General features: G+C 68.7%; 21 protein-coding genes, 1 pseudogene and 1 riboswitch. Of the genes and pseudogenes, 9 read left to right on the top strand and 13 right to left on the bottom strand.

The genetic code is table 11. The features are described 5' to 3' along the window. Positions 1-508: 508 nt before the first annotated feature. A complete protein-coding gene (locus QFZ76_RS26115) occupies positions 509-1,072 on the bottom strand; it encodes a dihydrofolate reductase family protein (RefSeq protein ID WP_307676014.1) in 564 nt (187 codons plus the stop codon). 325 nt (positions 1,073-1,397) lie between these two features. Here QFZ76_RS26115 and QFZ76_RS26110 point away from each other — a divergent pair, with 325 nt between their 5' ends. Continuing rightward, the gene (locus tag QFZ76_RS26110) at positions 1,398-2,783 is read left to right on the top strand and encodes a serine hydrolase (RefSeq protein ID WP_307676013.1); all 1,386 of its coding nucleotides are present in this window, start codon (positions 1,398-1,400) and stop codon (positions 2,781-2,783) included. Between the two features lie 91 nt (positions 2,784-2,874). On the opposite strand, the gene QFZ76_RS26105 is transcribed toward QFZ76_RS26110, so the two are convergent. Together QFZ76_RS26105 and QFZ76_RS51850 are read right to left on the bottom strand one after the other, a co-directional pair. Next, positions 2,875-3,327: a GNAT family N-acetyltransferase gene (locus tag QFZ76_RS26105; RefSeq protein WP_307676012.1), complete on the bottom strand. Its 453-nt coding sequence runs from the start codon at positions 3,325-3,327 to the stop codon at positions 2,875-2,877. Between the two features lie 25 nt (positions 3,328-3,352). Further along, positions 3,353-3,439: pseudogene (locus QFZ76_RS51850) on the bottom strand (MarR family transcriptional regulator); the annotation flags it as partial. A gap of 214 nt (positions 3,440-3,653) precedes the next feature. On the opposite strand from QFZ76_RS51850, the gene QFZ76_RS26095 reads away from it, so the two are divergent. Beyond that, positions 3,654-4,862 carry an MFS transporter gene (locus QFZ76_RS26095; protein ID WP_266436715.1) on the top strand — a complete coding sequence of 403 codons (1,209 nt, stop codon included), beginning with the start codon at positions 3,654-3,656 and terminating at the stop codon, positions 4,860-4,862. A gap of 109 nt (positions 4,863-4,971) precedes the next feature. Here the strand turns inward: QFZ76_RS26095 and QFZ76_RS26090 are convergent, their stop codons facing one another. Next, a complete protein-coding gene (locus tag QFZ76_RS26090; RefSeq protein ID WP_307676011.1) occupies positions 4,972-5,838 on the bottom strand; it encodes a GNAT family N-acetyltransferase in 867 nt (288 codons plus the stop codon). A gap of 193 nt (positions 5,839-6,031) precedes the next feature. Between QFZ76_RS26090 and QFZ76_RS26085 the strand changes: the two genes are divergently transcribed. Then, the gene (locus tag QFZ76_RS26085; RefSeq protein ID WP_307676010.1) at positions 6,032-6,664 is read left to right on the top strand and encodes an HAD family phosphatase; all 633 of its coding nucleotides are present in this window, start codon (positions 6,032-6,034) and stop codon (positions 6,662-6,664) included. Between the two features lie 396 nt (positions 6,665-7,060). Continuing rightward, entirely contained in the window at positions 7,061-8,725 is a 1,665-nt protein-coding gene (locus QFZ76_RS26080; RefSeq protein ID WP_373464352.1) for a globin domain-containing protein, read from the top strand. 14 nt (positions 8,726-8,739) lie between these two features. Here QFZ76_RS26080 and QFZ76_RS26075 read toward each other — a convergent pair whose 3' ends face one another. From QFZ76_RS26075 to QFZ76_RS26055, 5 genes are all read right to left on the bottom strand, one after another. Then, positions 8,740-9,222, bottom strand: a complete 483-nt coding sequence (locus QFZ76_RS26075) for an NUDIX domain-containing protein (RefSeq protein ID WP_266436723.1) — start codon at positions 9,220-9,222, stop codon at positions 8,740-8,742. A 133-nt stretch (positions 9,223-9,355) separates the two neighbouring features. Further along, positions 9,356-10,369, bottom strand: a complete 1,014-nt coding sequence (locus QFZ76_RS26070) for a LysR family transcriptional regulator (protein ID WP_307676008.1) — start codon at positions 10,367-10,369, stop codon at positions 9,356-9,358. A gap of 229 nt (positions 10,370-10,598) precedes the next feature. Then, a complete protein-coding gene (locus QFZ76_RS26065) occupies positions 10,599-11,753 on the bottom strand; it encodes a cystathionine gamma-lyase (RefSeq protein WP_307676007.1) in 1,155 nt (384 codons plus the stop codon). After that, positions 11,750-12,241, bottom strand: a complete 492-nt coding sequence (locus QFZ76_RS26060) for a low molecular weight protein-tyrosine-phosphatase (RefSeq protein WP_307676006.1) — start codon at positions 12,239-12,241, stop codon at positions 11,750-11,752. Before QFZ76_RS26060 ends, QFZ76_RS26065 begins: the two co-directional genes overlap by 4 nt. A 7-nt stretch (positions 12,242-12,248) precedes the next feature. After that, positions 12,249-12,626: a phage holin family protein gene (locus QFZ76_RS26055; protein ID WP_307676005.1), complete on the bottom strand. Its 378-nt coding sequence runs from the start codon at positions 12,624-12,626 to the stop codon at positions 12,249-12,251. 57 nt (positions 12,627-12,683) lie between these two features. Between QFZ76_RS26055 and QFZ76_RS26050 the strand changes: the two genes are divergently transcribed. From QFZ76_RS26050 to QFZ76_RS26035, 4 genes are all read left to right on the top strand, one after another. Then, complete coding sequence (locus tag QFZ76_RS26050) at positions 12,684-13,001, top strand: cupin domain-containing protein (RefSeq protein ID WP_266436733.1); 318 nt, start codon at positions 12,684-12,686, stop codon at positions 12,999-13,001. A 148-nt stretch (positions 13,002-13,149) separates the two neighbouring features. Beyond that, positions 13,150-13,362 carry a DUF5326 family protein gene (locus QFZ76_RS26045; protein WP_307676004.1) on the top strand — a complete coding sequence of 71 codons (213 nt, stop codon included), beginning with the start codon at positions 13,150-13,152 and terminating at the stop codon, positions 13,360-13,362. A gap of 343 nt (positions 13,363-13,705) precedes the next feature. Then, positions 13,706-14,551: an IclR family transcriptional regulator gene (locus tag QFZ76_RS26040; protein WP_307676003.1), complete on the top strand. Its 846-nt coding sequence runs from the start codon at positions 13,706-13,708 to the stop codon at positions 14,549-14,551. Positions 14,552-14,650: 99 nt separating this feature from the next. Next, complete coding sequence (locus QFZ76_RS26035; protein ID WP_266436739.1) at positions 14,651-15,088, top strand: SsgA family sporulation/cell division regulator; 438 nt, start codon at positions 14,651-14,653, stop codon at positions 15,086-15,088. 166 nt (positions 15,089-15,254) lie between these two features. Here the strand turns inward: QFZ76_RS26035 and QFZ76_RS26030 are convergent, their stop codons facing one another. Then, complete coding sequence (locus tag QFZ76_RS26030) at positions 15,255-16,814, bottom strand: YibE/F family protein (protein ID WP_307676002.1); 1,560 nt, start codon at positions 16,812-16,814, stop codon at positions 15,255-15,257. 242 nt (positions 16,815-17,056) lie between these two features. Continuing rightward, positions 17,057-17,246: riboswitch (TPP riboswitch) on the top strand. On the opposite strand from QFZ76_RS26030, the gene thiC reads away from it, so the two are divergent. Beyond that, positions 17,239-19,032 carry a phosphomethylpyrimidine synthase ThiC gene (thiC, locus tag QFZ76_RS26025; protein ID WP_307676001.1) on the top strand — a complete coding sequence of 598 codons (1,794 nt, stop codon included), beginning with the start codon at positions 17,239-17,241 and terminating at the stop codon, positions 19,030-19,032. (Overlaps the previous riboswitch by 8 nt.) Before the next feature lie 102 nt (positions 19,033-19,134). Here the strand turns inward: thiC and QFZ76_RS26020 are convergent, their stop codons facing one another. The 3 genes from QFZ76_RS26020 to QFZ76_RS26010 all read right to left on the bottom strand — a co-directional run bounded on the left by QFZ76_RS26020 (position 19,135) and on the right by QFZ76_RS26010 (position 22,625). Beyond that, the gene (locus QFZ76_RS26020) at positions 19,135-19,995 is read right to left on the bottom strand and encodes a hypothetical protein (RefSeq protein ID WP_307676000.1); all 861 of its coding nucleotides are present in this window, start codon (positions 19,993-19,995) and stop codon (positions 19,135-19,137) included. Between the two features lie 192 nt (positions 19,996-20,187). After that, entirely contained in the window at positions 20,188-21,270 is a 1,083-nt protein-coding gene (locus QFZ76_RS26015; RefSeq protein ID WP_307675999.1) for a metallophosphoesterase, read from the bottom strand. A gap of 242 nt (positions 21,271-21,512) precedes the next feature. Beyond that, a complete protein-coding gene (locus QFZ76_RS26010; protein ID WP_266436748.1) occupies positions 21,513-22,625 on the bottom strand; it encodes a LacI family DNA-binding transcriptional regulator in 1,113 nt (370 codons plus the stop codon). Between the last annotated feature and the right edge of the window lie 73 nt (positions 22,626-22,698).

Genomic DNA, 22,698 nt, shown 5'->3' with positions numbered 1-22,698 from the left:
GTCAGCACGATGCCCTGGGACACGAGCCGCGAGATCCTACACCCCTGCAGGGTCTCAAATCTCGCGGCACAATCTGATCTCCGATGGCACATAGGCAGCATATATGCCGTCCTTGAGATCCCCCTCCGGCCACGCGTCGGCGCCAGCCACCAGACCGCCCTACGCGCCGCTGACGAAGCCGAGTCTCTTCCCTCCATCCTCCGCAAAGCCTTCACCGGCCCATAGGCACGACAACGGCTCTCGCGCTGCCTGGCAGCCCAATCCGACCCCACCCTCACCGAAGCAGCCCGAGACCTCGGCATCCACCACTCGACCCTGGCGATCCAGCTCAACCGACTCGAAGCGGACCTCGGACACCCCTCTTCGAACGAGCCGAACGCGGTGCGGCCATGAAACTGACCCGATTCGGGAAACGAGTCGCTGCAGCCGCCCAGACGATCCCGGCTGAGGAAATGCCACGACGGTGAGAGGAAACACCCATCCAAGCCGTGAGACAGCGGGAAGCTGCTCAGCGCCTCGTCTCGTACCTGGTCAGGACCACGCCGCCGGGAAGCGTCCGCGTCTCCACCAGGTTCAGGTTCACCCAGCTGTCCAGCGCGGTGAAGAACGGCGTCCCGCCACCCACCAGGACCGGATGGGCGGCGATCGCGTACTCGTCGATCAGCCCGGCGCGCATGGCCGCCCCGGCGAGAGTTGCGCCGCCGATGTTCATTGGGCCGCCGTCCTCGGCCTTGAGCCGCGTGATCTCGGCGATCGCGTCGCCGGTGACCAGGCGGGTGTTCCAGTCGACCTTGTCGATCGTCGAGGAGAACACCACCTTCGGCGTGTCCCGCCAGTTCCGCGCGAACTCGATCTCCGCCGGGGTGGCGTTGGGCTGCTGGTCGCCGGTCGGCCAGTAGGAGCTCATCGTCTCCCATAGCTTGCGCCCATACAGCGACAGGCCACTCGCCTGCTCGTGGTCGAGCCACCACTGGAACAGCTCGTCGCTCGGCACGCTCCAGCCGATGTCGTCGCCGGCCGCGGCGATGTAGCCGTCCAGGGTCAGGTTCATGCCGTAGATCAGTTTCCGCATGGCCCAGCCTTCCGTCCGTGGGTGTCCGGCGTATAGACCAGCGCGACGCGGGAAACTCATCGGTGCGCGATCTGGGCTCGCCGGTAGTCCTCGTGCTCGGGGCTCAGCGTGGTGTACTCGGCCGACACGGGCAGGCTGCCTGATCTCGACCTCGCCCTCGCGAGGAAATGCCACGGATTTGAGACTGATCATGGGTGACAAGGCCGTGAGACAGCCAAGAACGCCCAGTCACGCAAGATCGACATGTCACGAGCGGCGAGACCCCACACCCCCCGAGGGCCAAATGAGCTCGACGCCCGAGCGCCCCGCAGGATGGACTGGGGTCATGACGACACCTCAGGAAGAGCTGCTTCCCGGCACGCGCCGGGCGCTGTTGCACCGGATTGCCGTGGCCCAGGCGGAAGGGCGTGCGCCGTCGATGGTCGCGGCGGTCGTTCGGGGCGGGCAGGCCGTGTGGCACGGCTCGCGGACCTCGGTGGAAGGGCACGGTCCGGACGAGAACGTGCAGTACCGTATCGGGTCGATCACAAAGACGTTCACCGCCGTTCTCGTGCTGCGACTGCGTGACGAGGGTGCACTCGACCTTGGTGATTCCCTGGAGAAGCACGTGCCGGGCACCGGTGCGGGGGAGGCCACGATCGCCGAACTGCTGGCCCACACCAGCGGTCTGGCGGCCGAGTCACCCGCGCCGTGGTGGGAGCGCACTCCGGGGTCCCTGCGGCCCGAACTCGCCGACGTGCTGGGGGAGCAGGCCTTCCGGCATCCGGCCGGCCGCCGCTTCCACTACTCCAACCCCGGTTACACCCTCCTGGGCGCGCTCGTCGAGAAGCTGCGCGGGGCTCCATGGGAGGACGTACTACGGCGCGAAGTGCTCGAACCTCTGGCCCTGGACCGTACGGGCACACGGCCGCAGGCTCCACACGCCGGCGGGTGGGCGGTGCACCCATGGGCCGACGTGATGCTGCCCGAACCCACCGAGAATCTTGGACTGATGGCTCCGGCCGGTCAACTCTGGTCGACCACAGGAGACTTGGCGCGCTTCGCCGCCTTCCTGGCGAAGGGGGACGACAGGGTGCTGAGCGCAGACACCGTGCGGGAGATGCGGACGCCCGCCGCACCGGCGGAGGCCGCGGATGTCGTGGACGGTGCCACGTACGGTCTCGGGCTGCAGATCCAGCACCGGGACGGACGGCTGCTCGTGGGACATTCGGGGTCACTGCCGGGCTTCCTGGCCAACCTCACCATCAGCGTGGTGGACGACGTCGCGGGCGTGGTGTTGGCCAACTGCACCTCCGGGCCGTTGCTGTCGGCCGTGGGCGCCGATCTCGTACGGATCGTCGCCGAGGCCGAGCCGCGCTTCCCCGATCCCTGGCGGCCCCTGCCCGAAAATGACGCTATTGCCCTCGAGTTGGCGGGCCAGTGGTACTGGGGCACCCATGCCTTTGCCCTGCGGCTGACGGCCGATGGGCTCGTCTCGCTGGAGCCCCTTTCCGGCAACGGCCGCCGTTCGCGGTTCCGGGCGAACGGCGACGGGACCTGGACGGGCCTGGAGGGCTACTACGCCGGAGAGCTCCTGAAGGCTGTACGGCGCCCGGACGGCTCCGTGAGCCATCTGGACCTCGGGTCGTTTGTCTTCACACGTCAGCCGTACGACGAGGGGGCCTCCCTGCCCGGTGGGGTGGATCCCGAGGGCTGGCGCGGCATCGGCTAGACGCGCTCGCGGTGAAGCGGCCTGTTTCACGTGAAACAGGCCGCTTCACCGCGTCACAACCGAGAGCGTCATGCCGCCTCGAAGCGGCATGTCACAACTGGAGCTTGAAGCCCACGTGAGAGGCCGTGAAGCCGAGCCGCTCGTAGAAGCGGTGGGCATCCGTGCGGGTGTTGTCCGAGGTCAGCTGGACCAACTGGCAATCCTGGCGGCGGGATTCCTCGATCGCCCACTCGATGAGCCGCGTCCCGAGACCACTGCCGCGTTCGTCCGCGTGGACGCGTACGCCTTCGACGATCGACCTGGTGGAACCGCGTCGGGACAGCCCGGGAATGATCGTGAGTTGGAGCGTACCGACGACGCGGCCCTCACGAACGGCGACCACCAGCTGCTGGTTGGGGTCGGCGGTGAGGCGTTCGAGCGCTGCCAAGTAGGGCGTCAGGTCGTCCGGTGACTCGCGCTGGGCACCCAGGGGGTCGTCGGCGAGCATGGCGACGATCGCGGGAATGTCGTCCGTCGTGGCGGGCCGTATCTCAAGATCTCCCATGCCCGCACTCTATGCAGAGGCGTCCCTATGACGGCGTGCGGCGGGTCTCGACGGCTCGTACGAGTGGGGCGAGTTCGGGGTTGTGGGCGGCGGTGTCGAGGGCTTCACGCAGGGAGTACTCGCGCAGGTCGTGTCCCTCCTGCAGGTCCGCTCGATGGGGGCCTCGATCCTGCCGTGCACCAGCGACAGGGCGCACCAGGTCCAGGAGCGGCTGTCACCAAGATATGACGACATCGAAATAGTCGGCGTTTGCATGTATCGAGCGTCTGCAATTAATGTGGCCGTGCGCAACACGCTCCTGCAATCGTCTGGAAGGTGTCACCCCCATGCCGCTCGCGCTTCTCGCCCTCGCGATCGGGGCCTTCGGAATCGGAACGACCGAGTTCGTGATCATGGGCCTGCTGCCCGAGGTCGCGGGCGACTTCGGGGTCTCCATCCCCACCGCCGGCTTCCTGGTGACCGGCTACGCGCTCGGTGTCATGTTCGGCGCCCCGCTGATGACCGTGCTCGGTACCAAGATCTCCCGCAAGCGGATGCTGATGCTGCTGATGGGTCTGTTCATCGCCGGCAATCTGCTGTCCGCCCTCGCACCCACCTTTGCCGTCATGCTGATCGGCCGCGTGATCGCCTCACTCGCCCACGGCGCCTTCTTCGGCATCGGATCGGTCGTCGCGGCCGACCTGGTCGCCCCCGACAAGAAGGCCGGAGCCATCGCGATGATGTTCACCGGACTGACCGTCGCCAACGTGGTCGGTGTCCCGCTGGGCACACTCGTCGGGCAGTCCGTCGGCTGGCGCGTCACCTTCTGGATCGTCGCCGTCCTGGGCGTGATCGGTCTCCTCGGCATCGCCAAGCTCGTCCCCGACATGCCCAAGGCGGAAGGCGTGAGCCTGCGCCACGAACTGGCCGCCTTCAAGAACGCGCAGGTCCTGCTCGCGATGGCGATGACCGTCCTGGGCTTCGGCGGCGTCTTCGCGGCCATCACCTACATCGCCCCGATGATGACCCAGGTCGCAGGCTTCGCCGACGGCTCGGTCACCTGGCTGCTGGTCCTCTTCGGCCTCGGCATGGTCGGCGGCAACCTCGTCGGCGGCAAGTACGCCGACCGCGCGCTGATGCCCATGCTCTACGTCTCTCTGGGCGCACTGGCCGTTGTCCTCGCCCTCTTCACGCTCACCGCCCACCACAAGGCCCTGGCGGCCGTCACGATCGCGCTCATCGGTGCCCTGGGGTTCGCGACCGTCCCGCCACTGCAGAAGCGCGTCCTCGATCAGGCACACGGCGCCCCGACCCTGGCGTCGGCCGTGAACATCGGCGCCTTCAACCTCGGCAACGCGCTCTCCGCCTGGCTCGGCGGTCTCGTCATCTCGGCCGGCCTCGGGTACACCGCCCCCAACTGGGTCGGTGCCGCCCTCGCCGCGGCCGCCCTGCTTCTCGCCTTCCTCTCGGCCGCTCTGGAACGCCGAGACAGCGCGCCGAGCACGGTGGTCGCTGAAGCCGTGCCGACGGATCAGCGAGCTGCCCTTCACCACTGAGCCGCACACTGCTCTCCGCAACCTTCACCACGAGTCGTACCCGGCGACCGCCGGTTCCCGAATCCCTGGGGAACCGGCTTCGTCGTACCAGAACTCGGCCTGCCGGACCTCAGCCGGCCGCCACCGTCAGCGGCGCGAAGCGCCGGCTCCAGTCCCCGGGGAGTTCCGCGACGCCATGAGTCATGACGGCGTTGAAGGCGGTGGATGCCAGACCGTGTTCCTTCACCCACGCCAGCAACTCCTCGTGCCGTACGTCGATGTCGGTGCGCAGAGGGCGGTCGGTGTGGGCGGCGAGGGAGCCGATCAGCGCCTTCGCCGTTGCTGTGTCGCGGGCGATCAGCGGGCCGACGACATGGGTGTCCATGTTGGGCCAAGCGGCCGCGTAGCCGATGATCCGGCCGTTCTCCTCGGCGACCCGCAACTGGTCGGCGAAGGCGGGCAGCCGGGTGATGATGTGCGTGCGATCGGCACCGAAGACCTCCCCGTCGAGCCGGAGGATGCCGGTCAGGTCTTCGGCGGTGACCGCACGCGTGGCGACCTCGGGCGGCGGCCCGCCCGGCGTGAAGTGGCCGCACAGCATCTCGGCCCGGCCGGTGACCTTGAAGCCGAGCTCTTCATAGAGCGGGCGACCGTACGGCGTCGCGTGCAGCGTCAGAGGTGTGGTGCCCATCGCCGAGACGACGTGGCGCATCAGCCGGCGTCCGATGCCCTGGCGGGCATGCCGTCCGGCCACCAACACCATGCCGATGGCGCCGAGATCGGGCTGGTCCTGCGGCCCGTACTCCGTGACTACGCAGGCGCTGACGAGCCCGCCGTCGGGGTCGTCGATGCCGTAGCCCTTGCCGGCCGTGAGGAGGAAGCCCCACTTGTGCTCCTCGCGTGGCCACCCCCGGTCCTCGGACAAGTCGGCGCAGGCGGTGAGATCGCGACGCGTCAGACGGCGGATGGGCAGAGCGGTGAGGGAAGGAGTCGGCACGCAGGTCAGGCTGTCTGACGGGCGCCCTCGTCGTCCACCTGTTTCCCGTAGGACGGACGAGCTTTTGGCCATGTCGTAGCCAACGGCACAGCCTGCGAACAGGCGCTGGGTGTTTCACGTGAAACATCGGCGAGCGGCGACCGTCCGGTGGCCGCCCCTGAAGCCGGACAAGCACCCCGTTAGCCTCGGTGGCATGGCCAGACTTCATCTCTTCGACCTCGACGGCACGTTGTTGCACGGAAGCACTGCGCCGGTGGAGATATCCCGGCAGCTCGGGCTGGAAGCCGAGGCGGTGGCGCTCGATCAGGCGATCGGGGCAGGGTTGATCGGGCCGCCCGAATACGCGGCGGAGGTGTACACGCTGTGGGCGGAACTCACCGAGGCTCATGTGGTGGCGGCTTTCGAAGGTGCCCCTTGGCTGGCTCGTATCCGCGAGGTCTGGGCGGAGATCAGGAGCGACGGCGACTACTGTGCCGTCGTGTCGCTCTCGCCCTCCTTCTTCGTGGAGAAGCTCATCGGCTGGGGCGCACATGCGGCGTACGGGTCCCGCTTTCCCGCACTGCCGTTCACCGAGCCCGTCGATCCGGCAGGGGTGTTGAGCGCCGCGGCCAAAGTCCGGATCGCCGACCGGCTGTGCGAGGAGTTCGGCGTGACACGGACCGACTGCATCGCTTACGGGGACTCCCTGTCGGACAAGGACCTGTTCGGGGCGGTGCCGATCTCCGTCGCGGTCAATGCGGACAGCCATCTGGTCGGCATCTCGACCCACGCCTATATGGGGCGGGATCTGTGGGAAGCCTATGAATTGGTGCGGAACGCCCGGTAATTGAAGTAATTGACGGTTCGCCCCTCGTCATATTCGTGGAGGAGGAGGGGGGACTTGTGTGCGGAGCGGTGGCCGGTATGGTCGACTCCGGTTCGCGTCCGGGTGAGGAGCTCGTCCTGCACGTCCCGAGCGGGCCGAGAGCAGGGCAATGCAGCCTAACGGGACGGAGAGATCGAAGACCCGCATTTCCGGTAATGAGGCCGGGCGTCCATACCGGGTGGGACGCTGCGGTGAGAGTGCTGCGGCCAATGTCACACTCTCGCCTACTTGTCCGTACGGAGCCGGAACACGGGTTGACTGTGGCCGCATTGGCTGCGGCGCCGGACAAGAGAGCAAGCCGTCTGCGGGGGAAAGCAGGCATCTTCCGACCAGGGAAGTGCGCAGACCGACCGAAAGATGTTCGAGGCGAGGCACACCATGGACGCTCCGATCACCACGCCGGCCGACAACGGCACGTCCGGCGGCGGGAGCGGCTGGTTCACGCCGCGCAAGCAGCCGGCGACGACTCCGGGCAGCGAACAGGAGCCCACCGACGGCCGTCGTCTGGCGGCGATGCGCCCGGTAGGCAGCAGGACCGCGACCGGCGCCGACAAGGACCCGCCGACGCCGAACACCGCACCGCCCGCCACGACAAGCGACGGCGCACAGCCGCCCGCCGAAGCCGGCGACGACACACCGCCCACACCGGCGTCAGTCGGCGCACCGCCCGCCACCCCGGCCGACGTACCGGCCGCCACCGGGACCGGCGAGACCACCGCGATACAGACGCCCGAGATATCGCCCCTCATATCGGCCTCCGGCCCGCCCGCCCCGGCTCCGCCCGTCCAATCCCCGCTCGCCCAGGCCCCGCTCGTCCAGACTCCTCTCCTCACCCAAGCCCCCCTTCCCGAAGCACCGCCCGCCGAACACCGCGTACCCACCCAGCGCTCCGCCCCGAAGCAGGACGCCTCCCCGGATGCCGTCCTCGTCCGCCGGACCATGGCCGAGGTCGGACCCGTGGCCGACAAGGTCACCTCGTACTTCTATGCGCTGCTTTTCGTACGCCACCCCGACCTCCGGTCGCTGTTCCCGGCCGCGATGGACACCCAGCGGGACCGGCTGCTCAAGGCGCTGCTCACTGCGGCCGAGCACATCGACAACACCGAGGTCCTCGTCGAGTATCTGCAGAACCTCGGCCGCGGACACCGCAAGTACGGCACCCGGGCCGAGCACTACCCGGCTGTCGGCGAGTGCCTCATCGGTGCCCTGAGCAAGTACGCCTCCGCCATCTGGAATCCGGAGCTCGAGGCGGCATGGGTCCGGACGTACACCACGATCTCGCAGGTCATGATCGACGCGGCGGCGACGGACGAACTGCGCGCCCCCGCCTGGTGGTACGCGGAAGTCGTGGCGCACGACCTCAGAACACCGGACGTCGCGGTCGTCACCGTCCGCCCCGACCAGCCCTATCCCTTCCTTGCAGGCCAGTACACGAGCGTGGAGACGCCTTGGTGGCCGCGGATCTGGCGGCACTACTCCTTCGCTTCCGCGCCCCGCTCCGACGGTCTGCTGTCGTTCCACGTGAAGGCCGTCCCTGCGGGCTGGGTCTCCAACGCCCTGGTGCACCGTGCCCGGCCCGGTGACATCATCCGGCTCGGCCCGCCCGCCGGTTCGATGACCGTCGACCACACCACCGACAGTGGGCTGCTCTGCCTGGGCGGCGGGACCGGCATAGCGCCCATCAAGGCACTCGTCGAGGACGTTGCCGAGCATGGCGAACGGCGCCCGGTCGAGGTGTTCTACGGTGCCCGCACCGACCACGACCTCTACGACATCGACACCATGCTCAGGCTCCAGCAGTCCCACCCGTGGCTCTCGGTCCGTGCGGTCATCGACCAGCAGGCGCACCTCCAGCTCCCGGACGCCATACGCGCGTACGGACCGTGGAACGAATACGACGCCTATCTCTCCGGCCCGCCCGGAATGATCCGCAGTGGTGTGGACGCGCTCAGGGACAGTGGCATCCCGTCGGAACGCATACGCCACGACTCGGTGGAGGAGCTCGTCGCCGTCGCTCAGTGACCCGGTGCCGGAGGTCAGCCGAGGTCCGGGGCGTGCATGGCGCGTACGCCCTCGATGTTGCCGTCCAGGTAGTGCCGCAGCGACAGCGGTACGAGGTGGACGGAAGCGATCCCGACGCGAGTGAACGGCACCCGCACGATCTCGTACTCGCCGATGGGCTCGTCCACCTCGGGGCCGTGCCGCAGGGAGGGATCCATGGACTCCAGGTGGCAGACGAAGAAGTGCTGCACCTTCACGCCGGTCGCACCGCCGTCCGCGCCGATGTGCTCGACGGTGTCGACGAAGCAGGGCACCACGTCGGTGATCTTGGCGCCGAGCTCCTCGTACACCTCGCGGTGCAGGGCGTCGACGACGGTTGGGTCGTCCGGCTCGACTCCGCCGCCGGGCGTGAGCCAGTACGGATCCAAGCCGGGCTTGGTGCGCTTGATCAGAATCAGGTCGTCACCGTCCAGCAGAACGGCGCGGGCGGTGCGCTTGACCACGGGTCGGACGGTCATGGGAGAAATGTGGCCCCGCTGGTTCCACGTGAAACATCGCGAAACGTCACCGAATGAGCGCACCGTGTGAACGGCTCGGAGCGAGCTGGCGGTCGGCGGCACCGCGAGGCGGTGACCAGCTGAAATACGCGGCTCAGCACCAGTCGCCGGCCGCCCGCAGCAACCACTCGTGGGCCCGCGCGATGTGCGGCATCGCCAGGGTGCCGGTGCGGACCACCAGAAAGTACGTCCGCAGGGGCGGCACCGCAGGATCATGCAGCGCGACGACCTCACCGCGTTCCAGGGCGGATGCGCACAGATAGCGGGGCAGCACGGCGAGCCCGGCGCCTGCCACCGCGCAGGCGAGGACCGCACGCAGGTCCGGGACGATCACGGTGCCCGGGGCGGCCGGGAGAGAGTCGAAGACCGAAGCCCAGTAGCGGGAGACGAAGGGCAGCGACTCGTGCACCTCGACCACCGGGACGTGCTCCAACGCGGGTGTGGACTTGGTCATGGCGAAGTTCTCCGGCGCCCGTCTCCCTTTGGCCGCGGAGCCGCCCTCCGACACCCGTCTCCCCTTGACCGAGGTGACGTTCTCCAGGACCCGTGCCCCCTTGCGGCGCGGTTTTCCGGAGCCGAGCCGCTCGGCCCAGTGTGGGGCAGCGATCAGGACGTGTTCCTCGTCGCAGAGCGCAGTCGCCGTGAGCAGTGCGCCGCGCGGACGGGCCGTGCAGATGGCCAGATCGTGATGCCCGGCGGCGAGTCCTTCCAGAACTTCTTCGGCGTTCCCGAAGGAGGCACGCAGGGCGAAGCCCTGACCGTCCTCGCCGGTCAGTTCGGTGAGCGCGGGCAGTGCCCGCTCGGCGGTGAACTCGGGAGGGCCGGCGAGGTGCAGTGTCCGTAAGGAGGACTCGTCGTCGAGCCCGGCCTCGGTGATCTCCACCAGGGCGTCGAGATGCGGCGCCGCCTTGTGGGCGAGCTCGTCGCCGATGGTCGTAGGCGTCACTCCCCGGGCCTGCCGCAGGAACAGGGGGCGCCCCAACTGCCGCTCCAGAGTGCGGATCTGTGAGGTGACGGCCGGCTGCGACAGGCCGAGCAGCGCGGCCGCGCGGGTGAAGGAACCGGCCCGGTGCACCGTGACAAAGGTGCGCAGCAAGGCCAGATCCATGGCGACGCCCTCCTCTTCCCTGCCCTTCTCCCGGCCCCCAGGCAGGGCCCAACTATAAATATGTCGATAGGTCTCTGTCGCTACTGTGATTGGACACTGACACAGAGTCAACTAGCCTTGGTCGCGCGGTTCTTCGCGCGCAGAACCGCGGCGGTCCGAGCCACGAGGGGGGAGGCTCGGACCGCCCGTTGTGCGTAGCCGTGCCCGCCCTCGGCGGGCGCGCAGGGGCTTACCGGGACGATTCGTCCAGCGCGCGCAGCACATCCGCCACCAGGTCCTCGGGATCCTCGGCACCCACCGAGAAACGGATGAAACCGTCCGGCACGGCGTCTCCGCCCCAGCGCCCGCGGCGTTCGGCCGTCGAGCGCACCCCACCGAAGCTGGTCGCGTCGTCGACGAGCCGCAGCGCGTCGAGAAAACGGTCGGCACGCGCGCGCGTGGGCAGCGTGAAGGAAACCACGCACCCGTAGCGTCGCATCTGCTGCGAGGCGACCTTGTGCGAGGGGTCGTCGGCCAGCCCCGGATAGCGCAGCCCGGTCACCTCGGGGCGCCCTCGCAGCGCCTCCGCGAGCACCAGGGCGGTCGCGTTCTGCCGGTCGACCCGCAACTGGAGCGTGGCGATCGAACGGTGGGCGAGCCAGGCCTCCATCGGCCCCGCGATCGCTCCGACGATCTTCCGCCAGCGCCGTACGGCGGCCATGGCCTCGGCGTCGCGACCGGTGACGTATCCCAGCAGGACGTCCCCGTGCCCGGTGAGCTGCTTGGTGCCGCTGGCCACGGAGAAGTCTGCGCCGAGCTCCAGCGGGCGCTGCCCGAGCGGTGTCGCGAGCGTGTTGTCGACGGCGACCAGGGCGCCACGCGCGTGCGCAGCCTCGGTGAGCCGTCGGATGTCGCACACGTCGAGCCCGGGGTTCGACGGCGTCTCCATCCACAGCAGCTTCGCGCCGTCGAGGACGTCCAGCTGGGCGTCGCCGGCGGTGGGCGCCGTGCGCACCTCAATGCCGTAGGCCTCCAACTGCGTGCGTACGAGGGGCAGCGCCTGGTAGCCGTCATCGGGCAGGACGACCGCGTCTCCGGCCCGCAGCTGCGAGAAGAGCACCGAGGAGATGGCAGCCATGCCCGAGGCGAACACGAGCGTCTCCACGCCCTCCCGCCCGGGCGCCTCCAGCTCCCCGATGGCGCGCTCCAGCAGGGTCCAGGTCGGGTTGTCGTCGCGGCCGTAACTGTACGGACCCGTCACCTCGCCCGGCAGATGGAAATGGGCGGCGAACACCGGACCGGGCAGGGTCGGCTCGTGCCTGACCGGCTCGGGCAGCCCGGCCCGCACCGCGCGCGTGCCGTCACCGCTGCCCCCAGGGAGTCCCTGCCCGCTCGTAGCGCTCATGCCGCCCGTCCCTCCACGTCCTCGCGTACCGCGGCGAGCAGACCCTCGCTCGCCGCCTCCACCATCTCAAGGCACTCCTCGAAGCCGTCCATGCCCCCGTAGTACGGATCCGGCACGTCGAGGTCGGCGCCCGCGGCGGGGTCGTAGGAACGCAGCAGCTGAACCTTCTCCGCGTCCTGCGAGGTGGGCGCGAGACGGCGCAGGGCCTTGAGGTGGCCTACGTCGAGAGCGATGACAAGGTCGAGGCGGGAGAACCACGACGGCTGGAACTGGCGGGCTGTGTGAGTGCCGTCGTAGCCGCCGTTCTCCAGGACCGTGACGGTGCGCGGGTCGGCGCCGTCGCCCTCGTGCCAGCCGCCCGTGCCGGCGCTGTCGACCTCCACCAGGCCGTCGAGCCCGGCTTCCCGTATGCGGGCGCGGAAGACCGACTCGGCCATCGGGGAGCGGCAGATGTTGCCGGTGCAGACGAAGCAGACGCGGTAGGTCATGGCGCGCTCAGTCCTCGTCGGGCAGGACGACGTGGAGCGCCCAGGACACGATCGAGATGATCAGGCCGCCCAGGACAGCGGTCCAGAAGCCCTCGACATGGAAGCTCAGGTCGAGCTTGTCGGCCAGCCATGAGGTCAGCAGCAGCATCAGGGCGTTGACCACCAGGGTGATCAGGCCGAGGGTCAGGATGAACAGAGGGAAGGTCAGGACCTTCACGATGGGCTTGACCAGGAAGTTCACCAGACCGAAGACCAGGGCGACGAGGAGCAGCGTCCAGACCTTCTTGCCGGTGCTGTCGCCGGTCAGGGTGATCTTGTCGAGCAGCCATACGGCGACCGCCAGGGCGCCCGCGTTGGCGATCGTCTTGACTACGAAATTCTTCATGTGTCTGATCGTCGCAGAAGAGATCTGTTACGACACGGGCAAGGGCGGACGAAGTCGATGAAGGCATTCCGGTTGGACGAACTGGAGGCGGAGCGCGCCGCCAATGATGGCGCCTACCTGCAGTTCCTGCGGGAGCGGAACATGTCGGTCGGCCTGTACGCCCTCGACGCGGGCGAGCGCGACCCGCAGCAGCCGCACAACCAGGACGAGGTCTACTTCGTCGTCAGCGGCCGCGCCGCGATCACCGTCGGCATGGAGACCACCCAGGTGGCGCGCGGCAGCGTCGTCTACGTACCGGCCGGTGTCGCGCACAAGTTCCATCACATCAGCGAGGACCTCAGGGTGATGGTGGTTTTCTCTCCGCCCGAGAGCTGACCTGCGACCTCGGGGTTCCCTAGGGGATCAGTCAGGGGCGGACAAGGGATGCGAGGCCCCCGCCGGAGCTCCTCCCGCCCTAGCATCGAGTGCAGGACATTCAGGAGCTCCGGCACCACAAGTGCCGGGCACCAGAGAGGCGAGGGCGATGCGAGAGATCTTCACGGGACTGCCGTGGTGGGTGAAGTGGGTCGCGGTGCCTGTCATCGCCCTGGTCGTGTTCGGCGGGCTGATAGCCAGCGTCGTCGGCTTCGTCATCGGTCTGCTCTTCAAGGTGCTGGTTTTCGTGGCACTGGTCGGCGGACTGATCTACGTCGTACGGAAGTTCACGACGAGTTCCTCGTCACGCAGCGACTGGTGAGCGGTCAACTCGAGGCAACCGGCGATCGGTAACAGGAATCACCGGTTCCCTCGGGCGAGGGAAGTTTCCTGTGCAGGCCGTCTGCCAACGGTGGCGGACGGTTAGAGTCCGGAACTCGACGCGGGGACGACGACCCCGCGAGCGGCGTACACCCCCTCCCGTGTTCCCCCGCACGGGCTGCCCCCTCGCGCTCCGGGAGTGACCCTTGGCCACGGTTGACACCGCACTCGCTCAGTCCCACGGACCCACCGCACCCGTTCCATCTCCCGTACCCACCTCACCCGCTCAGCTCCACGCACCCGCCGCGGCCGGCAGGGCCGACCTCCTGCCCCCGGGAGCCCGTATGCGGCCCCCGGAGCAGCCCGCCGCACCGCCGGCGCGGCCACGCCCCACAACCCCTCCGAGGCAGCGGCAGGCGACCGCGTCACCCACGCCGCCGCACTCCTCGACCCTCATCGGATCCGTGCAGCGCGCCATGCGCCTGCTGGAGTGCGTCGCCGAACACGAACACGGAGCCCCCGCCAAGCAACTGGCCCGCGAGACGGGCCTGGCGCTCCCGACGGCCTACCACCTGCTGCGCACCCTCGTGCACGAGGGCTATCTGCGCCGCGACAAAGGGCTGTTCTTCCTCGGTGAAGCGGCTGAGCGGCTGGGCAGCAGCGGAGCCCAGCAGAAATGTCGCAGCACGGTCGCGGAGACGCTCGCACACTGGCGCGACGCGATCGGCGTACCGGTGTACTACGCGATGTACCGCGACGGCGAGATCGAGGTCGTGTGCGTCTCCGACACCCCGGGCAACCCGGCGGTCGAGGAGTGGGCGGACTTCCGCGAGACCGGGCACGCGCACGCCATCGGCCAGTGTCTGCTGGCCCAGTTGGACGACGACGCCCGCCGCGACCATCTCGACCGCTACCCGGTGCAGTCCATCACGCCCTACACCGTGCGTGACAACCATTCCATGCTGCGACGGCTCGAACGGATGAGGCGGGCGGAACCGGTGACGGAACGACAGGAGTACGCACTGGGCACGGTGTGCGCGGCGATCCCGATCACAGTGGGTAACGTCGCGGCGACGATGGCCATTTCTCTGCCCTCCCATCAGGCCGACCGGCTCCCGGCGGCAACGCAGCAATTGCAGGGCGCGTTGGCTCGGCTCATGGGGTCACTCGCGATCTCTATCAGTATCTGAAAACTCACTCCTTGTGATCTGTCGTGCACGTTCAGCAAGATTCCCTCAGTGTCAGAGGGATGGTTCCCAGCCAGTCGACGTCAAGTGACGGGGTAGGCGATGCGCGAGTTCGTGCAGGCAGAGGTCATGATGAGCTTTCTCGTCTCCGAGGAGCTCTCCTTCCGAATTCCGGTGGAGCTGCGCTACGAGACCTGCGATCCCTATGCCATCCGGCTGACCTTCCATCTGCCGGGCGATGCCCCGGTGACCTGGGCCTTCGGTCGCGAGCTGCTGATCGACGGGGTGGGACGGCCGTGCGGGGACGGGGACGTGCGCGTCTCGCCCGCCGAGCCCGACTCACTGGGTGACGTACTGATCCGGCTTCAGGTCGGCAGCGACCAGGCACTGTTCCGCTCGTCCACGGCGCCCCTCATCGCCTTCCTCGACCGCACCGACAAGCTGGTGCCCCTGGGCCAGGAAGGCGCGCACGCCGACTTCGACGCCCACCTCGACGAGGCTCTGGACCGCATCCTGGCGGAGGAGCAGAGCGCGGGCTGAAGCGTTTCAGCGGGGAAGCGGCGAATCGCTTCACTCTCGGGCGTGGGGGTGTGCAGTAACGCTTCTGCGTGCGGGCGTGGTGGGTCATTGGCGGGACGGGTTGATGGCAGGGTCGGCAGGTGTGGCCGGGTCGGCCATGTCGGCCAGGCTGGACGGCTCTCCCGTCTCAGCGCCTGCGCCGCCGTCCCTTCCCGCCGCGTGCCGGAGCCGGTCGGGCACCGGTCGTTGCCGCTTCCGTTGCCCCGGGGGCCGTAGGGGCCCCAGACGACCCGGGAGCCCCCGTCGTCACCGCGTTCCCCATCCCCGTCCGGTCGGCCGAGACCACCAGGGCCGCGAGAGCCGTGGTGACGGGTACCGAGGCGACCAGGCCGATCGAGCCCACCAGCGTGCGCACGATCTCCTCCGCGACCAGTTCGCTGTTGGCGACCGTTCCCACACTGCTCTGCGCGATCGAGAACAGCAGCAGCAGCGGCAGCGCGGCGCCCGCGTAGGCGAGGACGAGCGTGTTGACGACCGACGCGATGTGGTCACGGCCGATCCGTATGCCCGCGCGGTACAGCCCGCGCCAGCCCATCGTCGGATTGGCCTCGTGCAGTTCCCAGACCGCCGACGTCTGGGTGACCGTCACGTCGTCGAGGACACCGAGCGAACCGATGATGACGCCGGCGAGCAGCAGACCGCTCATGTCGATCGACGGATACAGACCGTGGATCAGACCGGTGTTGTCGTCCGTGTTGCCGGTGAGTGCGGCCCAGCCGATGAACAGCGAGCCGAGTACGCCGATCAGCAGCAGCGAGATCAGTGTGCCGAGCACCGCGACGGACGTACGGGCCGACAGGCCATGGCACAGATACAGGGCGATCAGCATGATGGCGCTCGACCCGACCACGGCCACGACCAGCGGATTCGAGCCCTGCAGGATCGCGGGCAGGACAAAGAAGTTCAGCACCATGAAACTGATGGCCAGCGCGATCAGGGCCATGACGCCCCGCAGCCGGCCCACGGCCACGACGGCGAGCGCGAAGATGCCGGCAAGCAGCGCCATCGGGAGGCGACGGTTGACGTCGGTGACCGAGTACTGCAGGTCCCTCGGCGCAGAGGGCTCGTAGGCGACCACGACCTTCTCGCCCTCGTGCAACTGCCGTGACTGGTCCGGCTGGACGATCTCTGTGAAGGTACGCCCCTTGTCCTTGCCGGTGTCGACCCGGATCGTCGCCCTCTTGCAGGTGCCGTTCGCCTGCTGCTGCGCGGACGAGCCCTCGGCGGTGGAGGTGTCGCCGGTCGGAGTCTCCCCCGAGGCGTTCACCGAGGAGCAGCTCACGCTCTCGACCTCGGTGACCGTGGCCTGCTGAGTCTGCCGGTCGAAGCCGACGCCCGTGCGCTCGTGCCCCGGGGCACCACCGGGCCACAGCACCGCGAGCCCGACCAGGACGGCCGCGGCGAACGGGATCAGGATCGCCGCGATGACCTTGCGCAGATGCTTGGAGACGGGCGCCGCCGGCCCATGACTGTGGCTGTGCGAGTGCCCGTGTCCGCCGTCGGAACCGGGACCGTCATGCCCCTGCCCGCCACCGGAACCGTTGTCGCCGTGACCGTGACCATCACCGGACCCGTGACCGCCACCGGACCCGTGACCGCCACCGGAGCCCTGACCAGGCCCCTCGCCATAACCAGGCTCATGACCGCCACCGTGCCCGCCAGCGGCTTCGGCGCGATGGCCACGCATGTCGCCTCTGGCGCCGAAGAAATCATGGCCGCCTCCGTGGCCGGCTCCGCCGCCACCAGGGCTCTCGCCACGGCCGTCTCCACGTCCGCCGTCGTCTCCGTTGCCGTTCCCGCCACCCGGCCTGCGGGGCGGCTCGGAGGGCGGAAACGGGAACTGCTGTGTCGTGGTCACCGACCGATCATCGCAAGAACGACAGGGGCCCTCTGTTCACCGCGCCCGAATTGACGCTAGCGTGGAGGCACCTTTGTACACGCGGGAGCTCGGAGCACCGGGCTGAGAGGGCGCTGACCTCCGTCCCAGTCATGTTTCACATGAAACATCGCCACAAGCGAGTGATGTTTCACACGAAACATCGGCAGACGGAAGCCGCTGCGTCGACCGCCGAACCTGTTACCGGGTAATGCCGGCGTAGGGAGTAGGTCTCATGACCAACAGGGACGCACGCACGCCTGCCTCCACGCAGAACGAGCTCAGCGAGGAGAGCGGGAAGAGCGGGAAGTCCATCGGCTGGCACAAGGCGTACGTCGAGGGCTCACGCCCCGACCTGCGGGTGCCGGTCCGTCAGGTGCACCTCACCAACGGGCAGTCAGTCACGCTGTACGACACGTCGGGCCCGTACACCGATCCGCTCACCGAGACCGACGTCCGCAGGGGCCTGGCGCCGCTGCGGGAGAACTGGATCATCGCCCGCGGTGACACCGAGGAGTACGCGGGCCGTCCCGCCCGTCCCGAGGACGACGGGATCAAGCACACCTCACCGCGAGGCGGCCTGCGCAACCTCGACGCCGTCTTCCCGGGACGGCCGCGCCTGCCGCGCCGCAGCCGCGACGGGGGCGCGGTCACACAACTCGCGTACGCCCGCCAGGGGGACATCACTCCCGAGATGGAGTTCGTGGCCGTCCGGGAGAACGTTTCGCCCGAGGTCGTACGGGAGGAGATCGCGGCGGGCCGAGCCGTGCTGCCGGCCAATGTCAACCACCCGGAGATCGAGCCGATGATCATCGGCAAGCGGTTCCTGGTGAAGGTCAACGCGAACATCGGCAACTCCGCGGTGACGTCCTCCATCGAGGAAGAGGTCGAGAAGATGACCTGGGCGACCCGCTGGGGCGCCGACACGGTCATGGACCTGTCCACCGGCCGCAACATCCACACCACCCGCGAGTGGGTGCTGCGCAACTCCCCCGTCCCCATCGGCACGGTCCCGCTCTACCAGGCCCTGGAAAAGGTCGACGGCAGGGCCGAGGAGTTGACCTGGGAGATCTACAAGGACACGGTCGTCGAACAGGCCGAGCAGGGCGTGGACTACATGACGGTCCACGCGGGCGTGCGCCTGCCGTACGTACCGCTGACCGCGAACCGCAAGACCGGCATCGTCTCCCGCGGCGGTTCGATCATGGCCGCGTGGTGCCTCGCGCACCACAAGGAGAGCTTCCTGTACGAGAACTTCGAGGAGCTCTGCGAGATCCTCGCGTCCTACGACGTCACGTACTCGCTCGGCGACGGCCTCAGGCCGGGCTCGATCGCGGACGCCAACGACGAGGCACAGTTCGCGGAGTTGCGCACGCTCGGGGAACTCAACCGGATCGCGAAGCGTTTCAATGTTCAGACCATGATCGAAGGCCCGGGACATGTCCCGATGCACAAGATCAAGGAGAACATCGACCTTCAGCAGGAGATCTGTGATGAAGCTCCGTTCTATACGCTCGGCCCGCTGACGACGGACGTCGCGCCGGCGTACGACCACATCACCTCCGGCATCGGTGCCGCGATGATCGCCTGGTGGGGCACGGCCATGCTCTGCTATGTCACGCCCAAGGAGCACTTGGGCCTGCCCAATCGTGACGACGTCAAGACCGGCGTCATCACCTACAAGATCGCCGCCCACGCAGCCGACCTCGCCAAGGGGCACCCAGGTGCGCAGGAGTGGGACGACGCGCTGTCGGACGCCCGCTTCGAGTTCCGGTGGGAGGACCAGTTCAACCTCGCCCTCGACCCGGACACGGCACGTGAGTTCCACGACGAGACACTGCCGGCCGAGCCTGCCAAGACGGCACACTTCTGCTCGATGTGCGGGCCGAAGTTCTGCTCGATGAAGATCTCCCAGGACATCCGCCGCCGGCACGGCGGGAGTCAGGACGAGATCGAGGAAGGCATGGCGCAGAAGTCCAAGGAGTTCGCCGCGGCGGGCAACCGCGTGTACCTGCCCCTCGCGGACTGACAGCGCCGTAACCACCGCTGTTCGGCAACGACCGGATCGCCGCAGCAGGGTCTTCGGCTTGCGCTCCCCTGGGTGGGGGCGCAAGCCGAGGGGCTGCTCCGGCTACTCCGGCTGGTGTTCCGGCCCCCCGAAGTCCGGGCTGGTGTAGTCCGGGCTCGTGAAGCTGGGGCGCGAGCCCGGGGCGCCGTCGTCCGGGCTGCTGAAGCCCGGGCGGTCGTAGCCGAGGTGTGGCATTCGGCTGGTCCGCGCCGGTGGTGTCGCACGGTGCAGTGCGGCGCTGCCGGGGTCGGCGAGAGCCTCTCGGAGGAACGGCAGGATGCCGCGCTCCAAAAGGGCCTCGCGCCAGGCTTCCTTGGCCCGCGCCACTTCCTCGCTCATCACGCCGTACGACCCGGCTTCGAGCGAGGGCCGATTGCGCAGCGCGGTGAGCAGCAGTCCGACGGCGGCGACGAGGATCCCGGCCGCGGTCATCGCGCCGAACACCCAGCCGGTGGTGAGCATGGTCTGGGCGAACGCCGGCTCGGGGTCGAGCATCTTCAGGATGTAGCCCACGAGCAGAAAGATCGCCGCGGCCGTTCCGGCGAGGACGGGTGCCAGGACCGCGACGACGGCAACGGCGCCCGCGCCGGCCTCGGCGACCTCACCCATGGTGGTGGCGAGCCCCATCGTGCTCGTGCCCGGCTCCGCGGAGCCGGATTCGCGCCTGGACGACGGGGTGGACGGCGCCGGTTGGCGCAGTTCCTCGCGGACCTTCACATAGTGCTGGTACTCGGTCGTCGCGGCCGCCGTGATGATTACGGTGGCGTTGAGCGCCATGGTGCGCAGCTGTTCCGGGTTGAGCCGCTGACCAACAGCGGCCAGTTCAGGACGGTGTGGGGCGGAGCGCAGCGCCTCGTCGAGGATCCGCTCGTATTCCTGGCGGTCCTCGCTCAGCAGGTGCTGCGGAACGCTGTTCATGTGCATCCCCCGATGCTCCGTAGGGCTTGGGGCTCGCACGCTGACGAGCCGTCGGGCAGAAACGGAGGGGAGCCTGCTACGGATAAGCCGATGGTAGAGCGATGAAGGCACGCCGTGACAGGGGGTTTACCGAAAATGCCCTCTGGCCAGCACCGTCGTCGATCAGTCCGTCACGGGAGACGCCTGCCCTGTGAACCTTCAGATATCCAGGGGAAGTTGCTGGACCAGCAGCTTTCCGGCCATGGTCACTCCGCCGTCCATCGCGATGGCGAGTCCGTCGGCGTAGACGTGCGGTCCCTCGACCAGCGGCGTAGTCGGGTCCTCGCCCTCTTCGGAACCGACCTCGCCGAGGAGGTACGGAATGGGGCTGTGACCGTGAACGATGCGGGTGCCACCGTACGTATCGAGCAGGGAGCGTACGGCGTCGGCGCCGCCCTCGTCGCGGAAGGAGAAGCGCTTGGTGAACTTGCGGAACAGATCCCACACCTCGTCCGCGTCGTTGCGCGTGATCGTCTCGCGGACGGTGTCGTTGACCTCTTCGATGGAGTGGCCGTAGTCGAGATACGCGGTGGTGTCGGAGTGGACGAGCAGATGGCCGTCGACCGCCTCGATGGCGTCGAGGCGTGCCATCCACTGAAGGTGGTGGTCCTGGAGGCGGTCCATGTCGCTCTTCTGGCCGCCGTTGAGCAGCCAGGCGGCCTGGAAGGTGGCGGTGCCCGCGCCGGAGTTGACGGGAGTGTCGCCGAACCGCTTGGCGCCGAGCAGCAGCAGCTCGTGGTTGCCCATGAGGGCCTTGCAGTAGCCGCCGGCCGCGGCGGCCTCGGCGGACAGCCGCATCACGAGGTCGATGACGCCGATGCCGTCGGGCCCGCGGTCGGTGAAGTCGCCGAGGAACCAGAGCCGGGCGGTGCCCGCGCACCAGTTCCCCACGGAGTCGACCAGGCCCTTCTCCTGGAGGGCTGCCACCAGCTCGTCGAGATAGCCGTGCACGTCTCCGACGACGTACAGCGGCCCGGGGCCGGTCGTCGGCTGAGGATCCGGCGCGGCCGCGGGGTCGATGTGCACCTGGAGCGTGTCGCCCCGGTTGATGACCGGCAGGTCGCGCTCGGTCGGCGTGTACCCGTCGGGGTGGTCGACCGGCTCCTCCACCGTGCGGACGGCCTCGTCGGCGGGCGCGTCAGGGGGGTAGGGACCGGTCCCGTGGACGTATGCGGGCACCCGGAAGTCGCGCAACGTCGCCGCCCGCTCCACTTCGGGTCCCTGACCGGCCCCCTGAGTCATCAGACCCCTCCACCATCACGCCGCATCTGCACCGATTCGGACTGCCTGGTCGCAGCGGCCCGCGGTGTCGTGGGCCCATCATAGGAATGCGGATCGCGCCATGTGATGACCCAGGGGTGGTGAATCGGAGCAAGACTCCAGTTCACCGCGGCTTTCGCCCCGATTGGGCAGGGCTTCGACCTCCTGGCCATCGGCCTGCCCCGCCCCGGGGAACGCGCTTTCCCGCTCTGGCCCGCCCCGCGCTACTTCTCCTCGGGCGACCGCGGCGGACTGACGGTCGTTCGCTGAGGACGTCGCTGGGACGAGGTACGCACGATCAGTTCGGTCGGTATCACCTGCTCGACCGGTTGGTCCGAGTTGACCCCCTCGATGGCGTCGATGAGGAGCTGGACCACCGCGGTGCCGATGCGGCGCGGCTTCAGGGAGAGCGTGGTGATGGGCGGCTCGGTGCTGGCGTACACGGTGGACTCGCTGCAGCAGACCAGAAGCAGGTCGTCCGGTACGCGCAGTCCGTAGCGGCGGGCGGCGGCGAGCAGGTCGGTGCCGTTCGGGTCGAACAGTCCGTAGACGGCGTCGGGCCGGTCGGGGCGGGCGAGCAGCCGGTCGGCGGCGACGGCGCCCGCGCACGGATCGTGCGCCGGGTAGGCCTCGTACACCGGATCCTGGCCGACGCGCTCGCACCAGCGCAGGTACGCGGTGGTCGACAGGTGGGTGTACGTGTCCGTCGTGGTGCCCGTCAGCAGGCCGATGCGGCGGGCGCCGGCGTCGGCCAGATGGTCGAGGATGCCGAGGACGGCGGCCTCGTGGTCGTTGTCGACCCAGGCGGTGACCGGAAGCGTGCCGGCCGGGCGGCCGTCGGAGACGACCGGTAAACCCTGCCGGACCAGTTCGCTGACGACCGGGTCCTGGTCGGACGGGTCGATGACGACCGTGCCGTCCAGGGCGACGTTCGACCACACGTCGTGGCGGGAGGTCGCGGGGAGGATGACGAGGGCGTAGCCGCGGGCCAGCGCGGCCGAGGTGGCGGCGCGTGCCATCTCGGCGAAGTACGCGAACTCGGTGAAGGTGAAAGGTTCATCCCCGTACGTCGTCACGGTCAGACCGATCAGTCCCGACTTGCCGGTACGGAGTGTGCGGGCGGCGGCCGACGGGCGGTAGCCCAACCGGTCGGCGACCTCGCGGACATGCCGTCGGGTGGCGTCCGGGAGCCTGCCCTTCCCGTTGAGGGCGTCGGAGACGGTTGTGATGGATACTCCGGCGGCGGCGGCGACGTCTCTGATGCCTGCCCGGCCCGGCCGGCTTCCCCGACGTGAGGTTTCCGCGCGGCTCACCTGGTGCTTCCCTGCTGCTGTCATGGCGAGCCGATAGTAGGGCTCATGCGGTGGGGTAGGGCGGACGCATATGCACGCGTTGACAGGCACGTTTCTG

This window comes from Streptomyces sp. V4I2 (assembly GCF_030817655.1).
Classification (GTDB): Bacteria; Actinomycetota; Actinomycetes; order Streptomycetales; family Streptomycetaceae; genus Streptomyces; species Streptomyces plumbiresistens.
Note: the sequence above shows the minus strand (reverse complement) of the source record. Positions and strands in the feature narration are given on the sequence as shown.

What these genes read in the sequence shown, in the direction of transcription:
- QFZ76_RS26050 (WP_266436733.1), top strand. Translation starts at nt 12,684, where the DNA reads ATGAAGGCATTCCGGTTGGACGAACTGGAGGCGGAGCGCGCCGCCAAT.
- QFZ76_RS26045 (WP_307676004.1), top strand. Translation starts at nt 13,150, where the DNA reads ATGCGAGAGATCTTCACGGGACTGCCGTGGTGGGTGAAGTGGGTCGCG.
- QFZ76_RS26055 (WP_307676005.1), bottom strand. Translation starts at nt 12,626, where the DNA reads ATGAAGAATTTCGTAGTCAAGACGATCGCCAACGCGGGCGCCCTGGCG.
- QFZ76_RS26035 (WP_266436739.1), top strand. Translation starts at nt 14,651, where the DNA reads ATGCGCGAGTTCGTGCAGGCAGAGGTCATGATGAGCTTTCTCGTCTCC.
- QFZ76_RS26015 (WP_307675999.1), bottom strand. Translation starts at nt 21,270, where the DNA reads ATGACTCAGGGGGCCGGTCAGGGACCCGAAGTGGAGCGGGCGGCGACG.
- QFZ76_RS26075 (WP_266436723.1), bottom strand. Translation starts at nt 9,222, where the DNA reads ATGACCGTCCGACCCGTGGTCAAGCGCACCGCCCGCGCCGTTCTGCTG.
- QFZ76_RS26065 (WP_307676007.1), bottom strand. Translation starts at nt 11,753, where the DNA reads ATGAGCGCTACGAGCGGGCAGGGACTCCCTGGGGGCAGCGGTGACGGC.
- QFZ76_RS26080 (WP_373464352.1), top strand. Translation starts at nt 7,061, where the DNA reads ATGTTCGAGGCGAGGCACACCATGGACGCTCCGATCACCACGCCGGCC.
- QFZ76_RS26105 (WP_307676012.1), bottom strand. Translation starts at nt 3,327, where the DNA reads ATGGGAGATCTTGAGATACGGCCCGCCACGACGGACGACATTCCCGCG.
- QFZ76_RS26085 (WP_307676010.1), top strand. Translation starts at nt 6,032, where the DNA reads ATGGCCAGACTTCATCTCTTCGACCTCGACGGCACGTTGTTGCACGGA.
- QFZ76_RS26115 (WP_307676014.1), bottom strand. Translation starts at nt 1,072, where the DNA reads ATGCGGAAACTGATCTACGGCATGAACCTGACCCTGGACGGCTACATC.
- QFZ76_RS26110 (WP_307676013.1), top strand. Translation starts at nt 1,398, where the DNA reads ATGACGACACCTCAGGAAGAGCTGCTTCCCGGCACGCGCCGGGCGCTG.
- QFZ76_RS26070 (WP_307676008.1), bottom strand. Translation starts at nt 10,369, where the DNA reads ATGGATCTGGCCTTGCTGCGCACCTTTGTCACGGTGCACCGGGCCGGT.
- QFZ76_RS26010 (WP_266436748.1), bottom strand. Translation starts at nt 22,625, where the DNA reads ATGACAGCAGCAGGGAAGCACCAGGTGAGCCGCGCGGAAACCTCACGT.
- QFZ76_RS26030 (WP_307676002.1), bottom strand. Translation starts at nt 16,814, where the DNA reads ATGCGTGGCCATCGCGCCGAAGCCGCTGGCGGGCACGGTGGCGGTCAT.
- QFZ76_RS26040 (WP_307676003.1), top strand. Translation starts at nt 13,706, where the DNA reads ATGCGGCCCCCGGAGCAGCCCGCCGCACCGCCGGCGCGGCCACGCCCC.
- QFZ76_RS26020 (WP_307676000.1), bottom strand. Translation starts at nt 19,995, where the DNA reads ATGCACATGAACAGCGTTCCGCAGCACCTGCTGAGCGAGGACCGCCAG.
- thiC (WP_307676001.1), top strand. Translation starts at nt 17,239, where the DNA reads ATGACCAACAGGGACGCACGCACGCCTGCCTCCACGCAGAACGAGCTC.
- QFZ76_RS26095 (WP_266436715.1), top strand. Translation starts at nt 3,654, where the DNA reads ATGCCGCTCGCGCTTCTCGCCCTCGCGATCGGGGCCTTCGGAATCGGA.
- QFZ76_RS26060 (WP_307676006.1), bottom strand. Translation starts at nt 12,241, where the DNA reads ATGACCTACCGCGTCTGCTTCGTCTGCACCGGCAACATCTGCCGCTCC.